At 66.2% G+C, this 14,232-nt stretch carries 11 protein-coding genes; 10 read left to right on the top strand and 1 reads right to left on the bottom strand.

The window, feature by feature from the left end:
* The first annotated feature begins 134 nt into the window (after positions 1-134).
* The 10 genes from ACY1JX_RS02650 (at position 135) to ACY1JX_RS02605 (ending at position 12,475) form a co-directional block, all read left to right on the top strand.
* Positions 135-1,199: a nitronate monooxygenase gene (locus ACY1JX_RS02650; protein ID WP_462565119.1), complete on the top strand. Its 1,065-nt coding sequence runs from the start codon at positions 135-137 to the stop codon at positions 1,197-1,199.
* Positions 1,196-1,930, top strand: coding sequence for an NUDIX hydrolase (locus tag ACY1JX_RS02645; RefSeq protein ID WP_462565118.1), 735 nt, complete (start codon positions 1,196-1,198; stop codon positions 1,928-1,930). Before ACY1JX_RS02650 ends, ACY1JX_RS02645 begins: the two co-directional genes overlap by 4 nt.
* A 326-nt stretch (positions 1,931-2,256) precedes the next feature.
* A complete protein-coding gene (locus ACY1JX_RS02640) occupies positions 2,257-3,612 on the top strand; it encodes a hypothetical protein (protein WP_462565117.1) in 1,356 nt (451 codons plus the stop codon).
* A gap of 59 nt (positions 3,613-3,671) precedes the next feature.
* Entirely contained in the window at positions 3,672-4,190 is a 519-nt protein-coding gene (locus tag ACY1JX_RS02635) for an N-acetyltransferase family protein (protein ID WP_462565116.1), read from the top strand.
* A gap of 1,475 nt (positions 4,191-5,665) precedes the next feature.
* Complete coding sequence (locus ACY1JX_RS02630; RefSeq protein WP_462565115.1) at positions 5,666-7,315, top strand: flavin-containing monooxygenase; 1,650 nt, start codon at positions 5,666-5,668, stop codon at positions 7,313-7,315.
* A complete protein-coding gene (locus ACY1JX_RS02625) occupies positions 7,312-7,608 on the top strand; it encodes a Dabb family protein (protein ID WP_462565114.1) in 297 nt (98 codons plus the stop codon). The genes ACY1JX_RS02630 and ACY1JX_RS02625 overlap by 4 nt, the downstream gene beginning before the upstream one ends.
* Positions 7,609-7,677: 69 nt before the next feature.
* The gene (locus ACY1JX_RS02620) at positions 7,678-8,550 is read left to right on the top strand and encodes an SMP-30/gluconolactonase/LRE family protein (protein ID WP_462565113.1); all 873 of its coding nucleotides are present in this window, start codon (positions 7,678-7,680) and stop codon (positions 8,548-8,550) included.
* 222 nt (positions 8,551-8,772) lie between these two features.
* On the top strand, positions 8,773-10,218 hold the full coding sequence (locus ACY1JX_RS02615; RefSeq protein ID WP_462565112.1) for an aldehyde dehydrogenase: 1,446 nt from the start codon (positions 8,773-8,775) through the stop codon (positions 10,216-10,218).
* Between the two features lie 120 nt (positions 10,219-10,338).
* Positions 10,339-11,592 (top strand): CaiB/BaiF CoA transferase family protein, encoded by a 1,254-nt coding sequence (locus tag ACY1JX_RS02610; protein WP_462565111.1) that lies wholly within the window; start codon positions 10,339-10,341, stop codon positions 11,590-11,592.
* Between the two features lie 79 nt (positions 11,593-11,671).
* Positions 11,672-12,475: a crotonase/enoyl-CoA hydratase family protein gene (locus ACY1JX_RS02605; protein WP_462565110.1), complete on the top strand. Its 804-nt coding sequence runs from the start codon at positions 11,672-11,674 to the stop codon at positions 12,473-12,475.
* 4 nt (positions 12,476-12,479) lie between these two features.
* On the opposite strand, the gene ACY1JX_RS02600 is transcribed toward ACY1JX_RS02605, so the two are convergent.
* A complete protein-coding gene (locus ACY1JX_RS02600; protein WP_462565109.1) occupies positions 12,480-13,805 on the bottom strand; it encodes an ISL3-like element ISPfr2 family transposase in 1,326 nt (441 codons plus the stop codon).
* Between the last annotated feature and the right edge of the window lie 427 nt (positions 13,806-14,232).

The raw sequence follows: 14,232 nt of genomic DNA, 5'->3' as shown, positions 1-14,232 counted from the left end.
TGTGTCCAAACACCAGTAGGTTACGAGAGTTTGACGCCAATGGGACGGGTGTCCGAAACGTGGACCACCTTCTGCGGTGACTACGTTGGATGTTGCTCATCTGTCGATGAGCACCTCGGACGAGAGGAACGACCATGTCCCACGCGCGTGCCCGACCTCTGCCCGCGCCCCTCGACCGGAGCAAGCCTGTCTGGGTCGCGCCGATGGCGGGCGGACCGTCGACGCCCGGCCTCGTCGCTGCTGCAGCTCGAACGGGCCACTTCGCCCAACTGGCCGCGGGGTACAAGAGCGCCGAGGCGATGACGCGCGAGGTGCGCGAGGTGCGCGACGCCGGCACGGAGCTGTTCGGCGTCAACCTCTTCGTCCCGAACGTGCACCCGATCACCGCAGCCGCCTACGAGGACTACGCGCGCTCCTTGCTGCCCACCGCGGAGCGGCTCCACCACGACGCCGCACCCGTGGCGCTGCGCGAGGACGACGACGCGTGGGCCGCCAAGATCGCCGCGCTGGTCGCCGAGCCGGTCCCGGTGGTGAGCTTCACGTTCGGGCTCCCGTCGGCAGCCGTCCTCGACGCCCTCCACCGCGCCGGGTCGGTCCTCGTGCAGACCGTGACGTCGCCACTGGAGGCGCGTCGTGCGGAGGCGGCGGGCATCGATGCGCTCGTGGTCCAGGGCTTCGCCGCAGGCGGGCACTCGGGTGTCTGGGACGCCGACGCCTGGCCCGCCGACGTCCCTTTGTCCCAGCTCGTCGAGGAGGTGGCCGGCGCGGTGTCCGTCCCGCTCGTGGCCGCCGGTGGCATCGCGACGCCCGGGGACGTCGACGCGGCCATGGCTGCGGGAGCGTCCGCCGTCGGGGTGGGGACCGCGGTGCTCCGCGCCCCCGAGAGCGGCGCCTCGGACCTCCACAAGAACGCGCTCGCCGACCCGCAGTACACCTCGACCACCCTCACCCGCGCGTTCACGGGCCGACCGGCGAGAGCGCTGGTGAACCGCTTCGTGCTCGACCACGACGAGGCGGCGCCCAGTGGCTATCCGGCCCTGCACCATCTCACCCGGCCGCTCCGTGCCGCCGCGGTCGAGGCGGACGACTCCTCGGCACTCAACCTCTGGGCGGGGGAGCAGTGGCGTCGAGCCACGGACGCACCGGTGGCGGAGGTTCTCGAGGCCCTTCTGTCCGCAGGCACGAGAATGGGGCCATGAGCCTCACTGTTCCGACGCCCGTTCCGTACGACGCCGCGCTCCGCGAACGGGTCGCCTCCCACCTCGCCGGACATGAGAGGCGAGTTGCCGACACCGAAGGCAGGCGCCACGCGGCGGTCGCCGTCGTCGTCGTCGACTCCGCGTCTGGCGAGGCCCGGGTCGACCCTCCCCGGGACGCTGCGGACGAGGCGGCACCCGGTGTGCATGAGCTCGACGGGCGCATGGACAACGTCTCCGGTGGCGCGGCTTTCCTGCTGAGCCGGCGCTCCGGGCGCCTCCGTACGCATTCGGGTCAGTGGGCCCTGCCGGGCGGTCGGATCGATCAGGGGGAGGACGCCGTCGAGGCGGCGCTCCGGGAGACGGACGAGGAGCTCGGCGTGAGGCTGGGCCGCGAGGACGTGCTCGGACTGCTCGACGACTACCCGACGCGCTCGGGCTACGTGATCACCCCGGTTGTGGTCTGGGGCGGGGGACCGCTGGACCTGCGGCCGTCGCCCGACGAGGTGCTCGCGGTCTACCGCGTCGGACTTCACCAGCTGCTGCGGAGCGACTCGCCGCGGTTCCTGGACATCCCGGAGAGTGACCGACCTGTGGTCCAGATCCCGCTGGGTGACACCGACCGCGTCCATGCGCCCACCGCAGCCGTCCTGCTCCAGTTCCGCCGGCTGGGACTCGAGGGGGACCCGACCCGGGTCGACGATCTGGAGCAGCCGACGTTCGCCTGGCGCTGAGCGGACTCCCTCGCAGGAGATGATGGCCTCGTCGATCGGGACGCCGGATCGAGTGTGACGGTGCATGCGTCGAGCCCGGTGCTTCGTCGCCGGCGGAGGCAGTCCGTGTCAGCGGACGGACCCGCTGACCCACTTCATCGGAAGGCCCAGGGTGAAGCAACCCTCCAGGAGGGTCGCCGAGTACTCGCGATCGTCGCTACCCCCGACGACGTGCTGACGGCTCGAACCCCGCCGTCATCTCGTCCGGTGGGTCTGGTGGAAGGAGCCCGACGTGCTGCGTGAGCCGCTCCATCGTTTGAACATGCTCCGCCTGACACAATGACGGGGTGATCGGAGCCAATCTGGCTGCAGCCTCCATCGCTCTGGTCGCTGCCTGCTTCCTTGTGTCGGTGCGCGCCTCCGCGGCCGCGCGGCCGATCGCGATCCTGTGCATTGCAGCGGCCTTCTGGTCGGTGGGCGCTGCGTGGAACTACGCCGAGCCCGGCTCCAACTCCGGCGCGAACGCCTGCATTCTCGCGGCCGCATCCTCTGCCGCAGCCGCTGCCTTCGTGGCTGCCCAGCGCCTCGTGTCGGGTCGATGGTCGATACCCACCCTGGTGACGATCGTGTTCTTCGTCGAGCCGATGGTGATCGTGTTCGTCCGCTTGGTGGTGTACCCGGAGCTTTCCTCGGCCGAGTTCCGTCGCACCGCGCCGTTCATCGCCCACGCGGCCTACTGCTTCGCCCTGCTGCTGAGCGTGATCCTGACGTTGAACGTCCGTCAACGGCACCCCCAGCGTCGCGTTCGGATCTTCGTACTCACGTCCCAGGTCCTGGTCATCGCGATCATCGCGATGGAGGTCTCAGCCAGCGAGCAGACCCACTTCGTGCTCGTCCTGGCCGCCCTCTTCGCTGTCTGGGTGGCGCGCCACCCCGACGATTGGACCAACTCGAGAGCCCGTGCGGACAGTCTGCTCAACTCCATCGGCGTCTTCTTGTTCGTGTTCGATCACTTGGGCCGGCTGAAGGACTGGAACGGAACAGCCGATCGCCTCATCGAGCTGATGGGACAGCAGCCACAACGCGACCTCACCGCAACGCAGATTCTCGGTCGTCCCCTTCCGTTCGAGGATGGCCAACCGATCGACCTCCACCTTCTGGGCGGGCGAATGCGCACCTCCGCCCACATTCACAAGGTCGACCCCACCTCGCGGACGAGTCGAAGCGACTGGGTCGTGATGCTGCGGCCCGTGCGGTCCAGCGTGAGCCAGTCCTCGTTCCCGTCGATCTCCGGAGGCCTCGCCGGCCACGACCCAGCCACCCAGACCCTCAATCAGCGCGAGACCATGGACCTGCTGCGCGCTGCCACGACGCGCGGTGACGCGGCAGTCCGCGTCGACGTCCTTCCGGCAGACGCGCAAGCCCGTGAGGACGAGACCATGTTCGTCGTCGCCCGGCGCCTGGAGATGATGTTCCCCGACGTGCGATGGGGACGACTCTCGGCCTGGGTCTTTGTCGCCGTGTTCAAGCGCGCGGAGGCTGATCAGGCGAAGCTGCTGATCGACGACCAAGCGCAGACTGCCCTGGGTCTCGATGCGTCCGTCGCCACGACGATCTGCGTGCCCACGCCAGACGAGGACTCCGAACGTTTCGTCCTGCGAGTCCAACTGCTGCACAGCCCCTATGGCTCATCAGACTCTTGATGGCAATGTCCCGACACACAGCATGGAGTCAACTACTCCGTCCCGTGAAAGGACACCTGATGAGGAATCACCCCCGCTCCCAGTCCACCCACGTCCGTCCGGCCTTGGTGACCGACGTGCCCAAACTGGCCGAGATGATCCAGGCCTTGGCCGACTTCCACGGCGAAGGTCAATTTTGTCGAATGACCTGGCCCATCCTTCGCATCCAGCTCTTCGGAACCGATCCCACCCTGAGGGCCCATGTGGCCGAGCGGGACGGGCGCGTCACCGGGATGGTGCTGTGGTACCGCACGTACTCGACGTGGGACGCCGCGCCGGGCATCCACGTCGAGGACTTCTACGTGGACCCTGAGGCCAGGGGCCACGGCACGGGTCTGATCCTGATGACCGAACTCGCACGACTCGCCGTTGACCAGGGTTACACCCGGCTGGAGGGCCAGGTGATCAGCAGCAACCCCCTGCGCAGCGCCCTCATCAGTCACGGCGGCGACCAGATGGACGTGTGGGAGACCTACCGCATCGACGGGGACGACCTGCTCGCACTGACCGGTCGAGAGCCGGCAGCCGCCGCGATCTGAAGGTGACTGTGGCCACGGTCGAACCCGACCGTGGCCACGGTCCACGATCGTTGGCCAAGCGGTGACATCTGAACGCCGTCGCCAGGTGTGCCGCAGGAAGAATGGTCAGCATGCCGAATCCTGATCCTCGCAAGATCCGTGAGCCGTTCGTGAGCACCGACCCCACACCCGTCTCTGCGGAGACGATCGCGGGCGACGGCGCGCTGCTCCCCGCCGCCGTCCTGTGGGACATGGACGACCTCCGCGTCGTTGGTCGACACACTCGGGGGCTTCTGGATCCACGTCAGTGCAGGTCAGAGGGGGTTTGGCTGCTCGCTGGGGCTGAGCTGACACATTGAACCGCACTCTGGTTCCTGACGGGATGTGGTGGATGAGTCGCATCGATAGTCGCAAGATCCACATGCGCCGGGGGGATCCTCAGGTCGTGCTGGTGGTTCCTACGCCAGGGGAACTGCCCCGAGTGTCAATCAGACCGTGGCACTCTGGCGAGATCGTGAACGGGTTTGTGCTGGGACGCGACGGCCAGCGGCACTCGCTCGCGATTGGGCCACATGCTCCTTCAGCCTTGAAGAGCTACTGAGCGCCGTGGCGGCGTCGGGTGGTCCTGGCGATGGCGGCGGTCGGGAGCTTGTTCCTCATGTTCGCGTTCCGGTGAAACCGTCTCAGACTCCGGGCGCACGACACGCGCTCAGTCGCGGTTTCACGACGTCTCCTTTTTTCGAGCAGGACGGCGGAGCGAGCTCCTCTGTGCGCTCCGGTGATACGTACGGCAGCAGATGTCAAGAGCCGCCAACTGGCCACGGTGCGAAGTGCCGCTGACTCGAAACGCCGGGTTGGCGCCCGTCCACCCGGGATAAGCGAATGCCCTTCGCGCGAGTGGAGGATGCACCCACGGCCAACCCGCTGGATCACCATCCAAGGGAAAGCATCGATCAAGAAGGAGCACGATTGCGCCCGGTGCCCAGGACCGCGTCGGCTCAGGAGATCGTGGCCCGCAACCGAAAAAGTGCCGGCGCCAGCAATGGACCTCTTGGGGACAGTGCGTCCGACAGGAGCGCGCGATCGAATGAGTCATCGAGCGCCAGTGCCGCCGAGCATGGCGAGCACCAGCTCGGCGGACAAGGCGACGACGCTGAATGCCTCGAGTTTTTCGATGGCGCAGCTGGCGACCGCGTCTGCGGTGTCTCGGTCGTCCGGCTCGTCCTGCTGGGCGACTCACGACAGCGAGCGCTCAAAGGCCGACCGGGCGGGCGGCTGAGCGATCGCGAGCCCCGTAAGTTTACGTAGATAAGAAAACCCTTGCCTACTTGCGTATAGTGCTCGCCGAGACTATGGTGTAGATCACACACCGGGAGAGATCCGACAACACCGAAGTACCGGCTCTGTCTCCCAACCTCGACCTTCCCCGATTCGCTCGCCGGAGATCAGCAACGAGCTGACCCCGTCACATTTCGATGCCTTGAAAGGTGGAATCGATGACCGCAACGCACGTTCCTGAGAATGCTGTGGAACAGGCTCCAGAAACCAACACCTACGACGTGGTCGTCGTCGGGGGAGGGTTCGGTGGCATCTATCAACTGCGCCATCTCCGTGACCGGGGATTCTCCGTGATCCTCCTCGAGGCCAGTGGCAGCTTCGGGGGCGCTTGGAGCCTCAACCGCTACCCGGGGGCGCGGGTCGACAGCCACGCGCAGGTGTATCAGTTCACCGACGAGTTCCTCTGGAAGGACTGGGACTTCTCGCAGCTGTACCCCGGCCACGAGGAAATGCGCAGCTACTTCGACTATGTCGACTCGAAGCTGGACCTGAGCAAGGACTGTCGTTTCAACACGAAGGTCGTGAACGCGACGTTCGACGAGGGTGAGCGGATGTGGACACTCGAGTCGAAGGACGGAGCTACGTTCCGGTCGCGGTTCGTGGTGTTCGCCACCGGCTCGACCACGGAGCCCTACGTGCCGAACATCCCCGATATGGATGCGTACCAAGGAGAGCTCGTCCACACCGCTCGTTGGCGCGAGGACCTGGACATGACGGGCAAGCGGGTGGCCATCGTCGGAACTGGGGCGAGCGCCGTTCAGGTGGTGCAGGAGGCAGGCCCCGTCGTCGAGCACCTCACGGTCTTCCAGCGCACGCCCAACATCTCGCTGCCCATGCAGCAGAAGCACCTGGACGACGAGGCAAAGGCTGCGATCAAAATGGAGATGCCCCATATCGCAGGCTTGAGTCGGGAGACGCACGCGGCGATCGACTACGACTTCGACCCTCGAAGCGGTGTCGCCACCGCGGAAGAAGAGCGCAATGCCCTCTTCGAGAGCCTGTGGAACAAGGGTGGATTCGCCTTCTGGTTGGGGAACTTCTCGGACTATCTGTTCAACGAGGAGACGAATGCGCTGACGTACGAGTTCTGGAAGAGCAAGATCAGGCCCCAGATCACCGACCCGGTCAAGGCAGACCTGCTGGCGCCTGAGGTGGCCCCCCATCCCTTCGGGGCCAAGCGGCCGGCCCTCCACCAGAACTATTACGACGTGATGAACCAGGCGAACGTCTCGATCGTCTCGACCAAGGGCAACTCCCTCGTGGGGTTCACCGAGACCGGGATCCGCACGGCCGACGGCGTGGAGCACGGCGAGTTCGACATGATCATTCTCGCCACAGGCTTCGACAACAACACCGGCGCGCTGACCTCCATCGACGTGCGGAACGCCGGTGGCGTCACACTCCGTGACAAGTGGAGCGAGGGCGTGGACGCGTACCTGGGGGCCTTCACCTCCGGGTTCCCGAATGCGATCTTCGTCTACGGCCCCCAGAGTCCCGCTGCCTTCGGGAACGGGTCCACCAATGCCGAGCTCCAGGGCGAGGTCATGATCGAGTTCCTCGAATTCCTTCGGTCGAACGGATACACCCGTTTCGAGTCGACCGCTGCCGCGGACGAGGCGTGGACCGCGCAGATCAATGAGACCGACGACTTGGCGCTCTTCAACAGGGCCAAGTCTTGGTACAACGGGGGAAACATCCCTGGAAAGAAGATGCAGATGCTTCAGTACCTGAACGGCATCCCCACGTACCTGCAGTACTGGCAGAAGGAAAAGGAATCCGGATACGCTGAGGGGCTGACGGTCGCATGAAGTTTCATCACTTGGTCGCAGTCTCCTGGGCACGGCCGACCGACGAGTCGACGATCGTGGCCTTCGCAGATGCGCTGAACAAGCTCTCCGCCGAATGCACCGACGTGTTGCTGAGCTATGTGCATGGCAAGGACACCAGTGCGCGCGAGATCAGTAGCGACTACGGGATCTCCGCCACGTTCAACGATCGGGCAGGCTACGCCGAGTACAACGAACATCCTGCTCATATCCGCGCCAAGGAGCTGCTCGCCGAATTCGCAGCCTCATACACGGTGGTGCAGTTCGATGCCTGACTCGCGCGCAGGATTGCGCCCACCCCGTAGCGGCAATCGCCGTATCCACGACTACCGGAAGAACACGCAATGAAGACGCACCAGGCACTGCAGACCATTTCACGTGGCCACGGCTACCTCGAAGCACCGCGCTGGCACGATGGCCGCCTCTGGGCCAGTGACTTCTTCGGCAAGCACGTTCTCACTTTCGACGCGGACGGCAACCACACGACGTTCGCGACTTTCGAGGAGTCGCCGTCGGGGCTCGGATTCCTCGAGGATGGATCGGTCCTCGTGGTCCTTCTCGACCCGGCGAAGAAGAAGATCGTACGAGTCGCATCAGACGGCTCCGTCAGCGAGCACGCCGATGTCGCGCAGGTTGCCGGCGGCATGGCCAATGACATGCTGGTTTCACCCACCGGTCATGCCTACGTCGGCAACTTCGGCTTCGACATCCTGACTGAAGATCCGCGGCCGACGAATCTGGCTCACGTGACGCCCGCGGGGGAGGTGCACAGGGTCGATGGAGACGTGACGTTCCCGAACGGGGCTGCTCTGAGTGCGGATCGTCGGACCCTGTTCCTGGCGGAGACCTTCGGACACCGGATTGACGCGTTCGACGTGAACGACGATGGCTCTTTGACCAACTTCCGCGTGTGGGCACAGCTCGACGAGAGCATGCACCCCGATGGGATCGCACTGGACACCGAGGGTGGCGTCTGGTTCGGCAATGGCCTGACCGACGGTCCCGACAGCGGCTTCTATCGTGTCGAGGAGACCGGTGAGATCACTGACGTGGTGCTCGTGCCCGATGCGTGGTCCGTGGCGTGCACGTTCGGTGGCCCGGACCTGGACGTGCTGTACATGTTCTGCAATGCGACCACCCTCGAGCAGTTCGGGGAAGGCAAGTCGGACGGCAGCGTCCGCACCGCCCAGGTGAATCGTCGCGGGGTCGCGCAGTAGCCCTGCCGGCGCCGGATTCACCGGGAAGCGGTCCGTCCTCGTGAATCTCAAGAGGGCTGGGGCGGACTTCGACATGGCGTCACGGCGCCCTGTGGAAGTCCGTTCCGGCTCCTCACCGGTTCCATCGCCTTGCTCTTCTCCTTCAGCCGCTCAGCCCGGACCGTTCTTCTCCAGAGCGCTTGAAGAGACGAGACGCATCACCACACTTGGAAAGGTTTAGCCGTGTCTATCGCCGGTGGCCTGGATCGCAGGCATTTCTATATCAACGGTCAGTGGCAGGCGTCCGATGACGCGGAGCTGATCACCATCGAAGAGGCCGCCACCGAGCGACCGCTCGGCGTTGCCGCCATGGGTGGCCCCGCAGAGATCGATCGAGCCGTCGAGGCTGCGCGGGCGGCGCTCGCCGGCCCTTGGGGGCGCAGCACCCCGCACGAGAGAGCCGCTGTCATGCGGCGGCTCGCCGACAGCCTTGAGCGCCGAGGCGACTCCACCGCGCGCTTGGTCAGCCAGCAGAACGGGACGATCACGCCTCTTTCACGCATCAGCAATGCTGCGGGTCCGGTCGCCTTCCTGCGCGCGATGGCGGAGGCCGCCGAGACTCGGTCGTTCGAGACGCTTCGTGCCAGCAACAAGGGTCAGACCATCGTGCGGCAGGAGCCCGTCGGTGTCGTCGGCGCCATCACTGCGTGGAACTATCCTCAACTGCTGGCGATGTCCAAGATCGCACCTGCACTCGCCGCCGGGTGCACCATCGTCCTGAAGCCCGCCCCGGAGACTGCCCTCGACGCCTACGTCTTCGGCGAGGCAGGAGAAGAGGCAGGCCTGCCGCCTGGAGTGCTCAACATCGTTGCTGGTGGCGTTCGCACGGGAGAGGCCCTCGTGGCCCATCCGGACGTCGACAAGATCGCATTCACCGGGTCGACGGCCGCGGGGCGGGCGATCGCCGAGTCGGCAGGCCGGTCCCTCAAGAGGGTGTCGCTCGAGCTCGGCGGCAAGTCCGCAGCGATCGTGCTGCCTGATGCCGACCTGGATGTCTTCGCCAAGAGCCTGGACGACGCCGTGTTCAAGAACGGCGGTCAGACGTGCACCACCAACTCTCGGATCCTGGTGCCCCGTGGTCGTGCCGATGAGGTCCTGGAAGTCCTCGCCGCCTACGTGGATGACTTGGTTCTGGGGGACCCGCTCGACGACGCGGTCACTTTGGGACCGATGGTGAGCAACCGACACCGGGAGCGAGTACGGAGCTACATCCGGCTCGGCGAGTCCGAGGGATCCCAGCTCGTCCGTGGTGGCTCTCAATCGCCCGTTGGCATGCCGCAGGGATGGTTTGTCTCGCCGACCGTCTTCCGCGGCGTGCGCAATGACAGCCGCCTCGCGCAGGAGGAGATCTTCGGCCCCGTCATCTCGGTCATCTCATACGAGTCTGAGGATGAGGCCGTTCAGATGGCGAATGACACCCCCTTCGGCCTGGGCGGCGTCGTCTTCACCCAGGATCACGACCGTGGCATGGACGTCGTGTCGCGCATGAGGTCCGGCACCGTGGGAATCAACTACTACTCGCTCGACATGGGATCCCCGTTCGGTGGAATGAAGGCCAGTGGGATCGGTCGGGAGTTCGGGCCCGAGGCGCTGGATCACTATCTCGAGTACAAGTCCATCTATGTCTGATGCTCCAGGGGTCCTGCGACCACACTCCCCATCCACTCGCCTGAAGCAGCTGGTGATGTGCAGAGCCAACCCGTCCCATGGGCCGGTTGCGGCCCCCGATGTCCGCCGAAATGAGTTTCCGTGAGTGAGTCCACCATCAACGTCCGGTTGCCCAACGCCTTTGACGAGCCTTCCGGATCAGCCGAACTGCCCCCGCGCACCGGCGCGCTGACAGACCTCCGCGTCGTCGACCTGTCGCGGGTCCTCGCGGGCCCGTTGTGCGCACAGGTGCTCGCCGACCACGGCGCAGACGTGACGAAGGTCGAGCCGCCGGCCGGTGACGAGACCCGCGCTTGGGGCCCGCCATTTGTTCCCCAGGGTCACAGCGCCTACTTCGACGGGCTCAATCGCAACAAGCGCAACATCAGCGTCGACCTGCGAGTCGAGGAAGGGCAGCAGCTGCTGCGCCTGATGCTGGCCGATGCCGACGTCCTGATCGAGAACTTCAAGGCCGGGACGCTCGAGAAGTGGGGGCTGAGCGATCACGTGATCGCCGCGGAGTTTCCTCGCCTCGTGCATTGCCGAATCACCGGATACGGCACCGACGGCCCGCTGGGTGGCGCGCCAGGGTACGACGCGGTGCTGCAGGCACTGTCGGGGCTCATGAGCATCAATGGCGAGGCGGACGGCGAGCCGATGCGCATCGGTATCCCGCTGGTGGACATCATGACCGGCCTCAACGCCGTGAACGGCATTCTCATGGCTCTCCACGCGCGGCACGAGACCGGGCGCGGACAGCTGGTCGACCTCGCGCTGCTCGACAACGCGGTGTCGATCCTGCACCCGCACGCCGGTAAGTGGTTCGCCACTGGTGTCCCACCGGAGCGCACCGGCGTCGCCCACCCCACCATCAGCCCTTACGAGACGTTCCAATGCAGTGACGGACCGATCTTCATCGGTGCCGGCAACGACCGCCAGTTCGCGTCGCTCGCGATCGCGTTGGACGCGCCGTGGCTCGCCGAGGATCGTCGATTCACGACGAATGCCCACCGGATGGCCAACGCAGCACTGCTGCGCGAAGCCCTTCGTGAACTGATCCTTGGTTGGGAGCGCGAGGCCTTGGCAGACACCCTTCGACATGCCGGTGTTCCTTCGGGGGCCGTGAACAACGTCGGCGAAGCCCTCGACCTTCCGCAGGTTCGACACCGGGAGATGGTGATCGAACGCGACGGATATCGAGGGCTCGGCCTACCCGTGAAGCTGTCAGGCTCCCCGGGCTCGGTGCGCTTCGGGCCCCGCGAACGCGGTGCCGACGCCGATGACGTGCTTGCCGAGCTCGGCCTGACCGAGAACCAGGTCGCGCGTCTGCGCGCCGCCGGAGCGCTTCCGGACTAGTGGATGGGCGGCGCGGGACTCGAAGCCATCAACGCCAGGAGAACTCTCTCCGAATGAATCTGTGTAGAGGACGAACTTCATGAATGACTCAATCCTTCTCGTCGAGCGCGTCGACCACGTCGAGACGTGGACGTTGAACCTGCCGGACGAACGCAATCCGATCTCCGGCTCCCCGATGGTCGAGGCGCTCTGCGAGCGCGTTGCCGCTGTCAATGCCGACCATCAGGTTCGCGCGGTGGTGCTCACCGGTGCCGGCACGGCGTTCTCCGCGGGAGGCAATGTCAAGGACCTGATCGATCGTCGCGGAATGTTCGGCGGCAGCCCCTACGAGATGCGCGACGGCTACCGCAGGGGCATCCAGCAAATCCCTCGCGCGCTCTACCACTGCGAGGTTCCTGTCATCGCCGCGGTCAATGGCCCGGCGGTCGGCGCTGGGTGTGACCTCGCCATGATGTGTGACCTGCGGATCGCCTCGACCCGCGCGTTCTTCGCCGAGAGCTTCGTCCAGCTGGGGATCATTCCCGGCGACGGCGGCGCGTGGCTGCTGACCAAGGCCGTCGGCCCGATGCGCGCAGCCGAGATGGCGCTCACCGGCGATCGTGTGTCCGCAGCCACTGCACTGGAGTGGGGCATGGTCAATGGAGTCGTCGAGCCGGACAACCTGCTTGACGCCGCGAACGCCCTTGCCGCGCGCGTGGCCAAGAACCCACCGCACTCGGTACGCATGGCCAAGAGGTTGCTCCGAGAGTCCCAGCACCAGTCGCTGGAGTCGCTGCTCGAGCTGTCGGCTGCCATGCAGGCGCTCGCGCATCACACCGAGGACCACGGCGAGGCGCTGGCGGCGTTCTCCGACAAGCGCGCCGGCAGCTACCAGGGGCGTTGACGGCTCATCCCAATCGGGGGTGTAGGAGTTGGGGTCTGAAGCCGCCGGTCTCGAGCAGGCTTCGGGCGATGTAGTTGGTCAGGTTGCGGAACCCGAGTGCGGAGCCGCGCAGGTGTTCGAGCCGTCCGTTGAGCGCCTCGGTCGGCCCGTTGCTGGTGCCGGGTCGTTCGAAGTAGGCGAGCACGTCAGCGGCTCGCTTCTTCAGGGTCCGGCCCAGGGTGGTGAGCTCGGTGAGCACCTTGGGGACGCCGGCGCTGAGGTCGGTGATCAGCTTCTCCATGAGCTCGCGGCCACGTTGCCGGTCCTCGTGGCGATAGGCGGCGATCATGCGCTGGTAGACACCCCAGGTCGCCTCGACCTCGACGTGAGCGTCATCAACGAACAGCGCGCGTAGCCTGTCGCTCTGCTTGTCGGTGAGCAGGTCCGCGCCGGTGTGCAGCGTGCGCCGCGACTTGTAGAGCGGGTCGTCCCTGAACCCACGGTGCCCGTGGATCGCGAGTTGGACCCGGCGCCGGCACCTGTCGAGGGCGTCACCGGCCAGGCGCACGACGTGGAAGGGATCCATCACCGTGACCGCGTCCGGGATCTCCTCTGCAGCGGCGGTCTTGAACCCGGTGAAGCCGTCCATCGCGACCACCTCGACCGCGTCACGGAAGGCGTCGCCGCGGTCGGCGAGCCAGGTCTTGAACGCCGCTTTCGACCGGCCCTCGACCATGTCCAGCAGCCTTGCTGGGCCGGCGCCATCGCGGACCGGGGTGAGGTCGATGATCACGGTGACGTACTTGTCGCCACGCCTGGTGTGGCGCCAGACGTGCTCATCGACGCCAATGACCTTCACGCCCTCAAACCGCGTGGGGTCGTTGATCAGCAGCCGCTTGCCTTCAGCCAGGACCGCGTTGTTGGCGGTGTCCCACGCGACCCCGAGTCCCTCGGCGACACGGGCGACGGTGAGGTGTGCGACCACGATCTTTTCCAGCGCCCACCGCAGCCCGGTGCGCGAGAGCTTCGCGCGTGGCTCCGCCGCGGCGCTGGTGTCTTGGCGCCACACGTGTCCGCAGTCGGCACAGCGGTAGCGGCGCACTACAACTTCCAGCTCGGTCGGTCGCCAGCCCAGCGGCTCGTGGGCCAACCGCCGGATCACGGTGTCACGAGCAGCGCCTTCGCTGCCGCACCGTCGGCACCACTGATCTGGTTCCACCACGCGGCACGCGAGGACCGCACGATCCGGTTCAAGTCGTTGTCCGGTCACGCTCAGACCGAGGCCGTCGAGTCGAGCGAAGGCGGTCAGGTCAGGGCGGCCGAAGCCGGCCGGCGGGGTAGCGTCGGACACGTCGAGGTCTTTCGGATGGATGGCGTAGGAACCTCCGTCGTCGGGAGACCTCGACGTCTATCTGCGGACGACGCGCCCGGCCGACCTACACCGTCATCTGAGAAGACCCCTGAAACGTCTTCGACGACGACGGGACCGGCGAGGAGGAGGGCGCGGTGAGCTAAAGGAATGGAGCTTGCTCGGCTTCGACGCCGCCGCAAGCTCCGGTGAAACGGTCGGTACTGGTCGGTCGTCGTCGGTCACCACCGGATGGCGGCGTCCCCCACGCTCGGCGTTTGCGCAGGTCAGCGGCTCGTTCGCCCAGTGGGCGCATCAAGCGATAGACCCAAAGCCGACGTGATTAGGTCGTCGGTTCGATTCCGACAGGCGGCTCCGGCGAACAGCCCCTGACCTGCGGAAACGCAGGGCAGGGGCGGTTCGGTTCTGG

It is taken from the genome of Aeromicrobium sp. JP4 (assembly GCF_054957925.1).
This window is presented reverse-complemented; position numbering and strand designations above follow the sequence as displayed.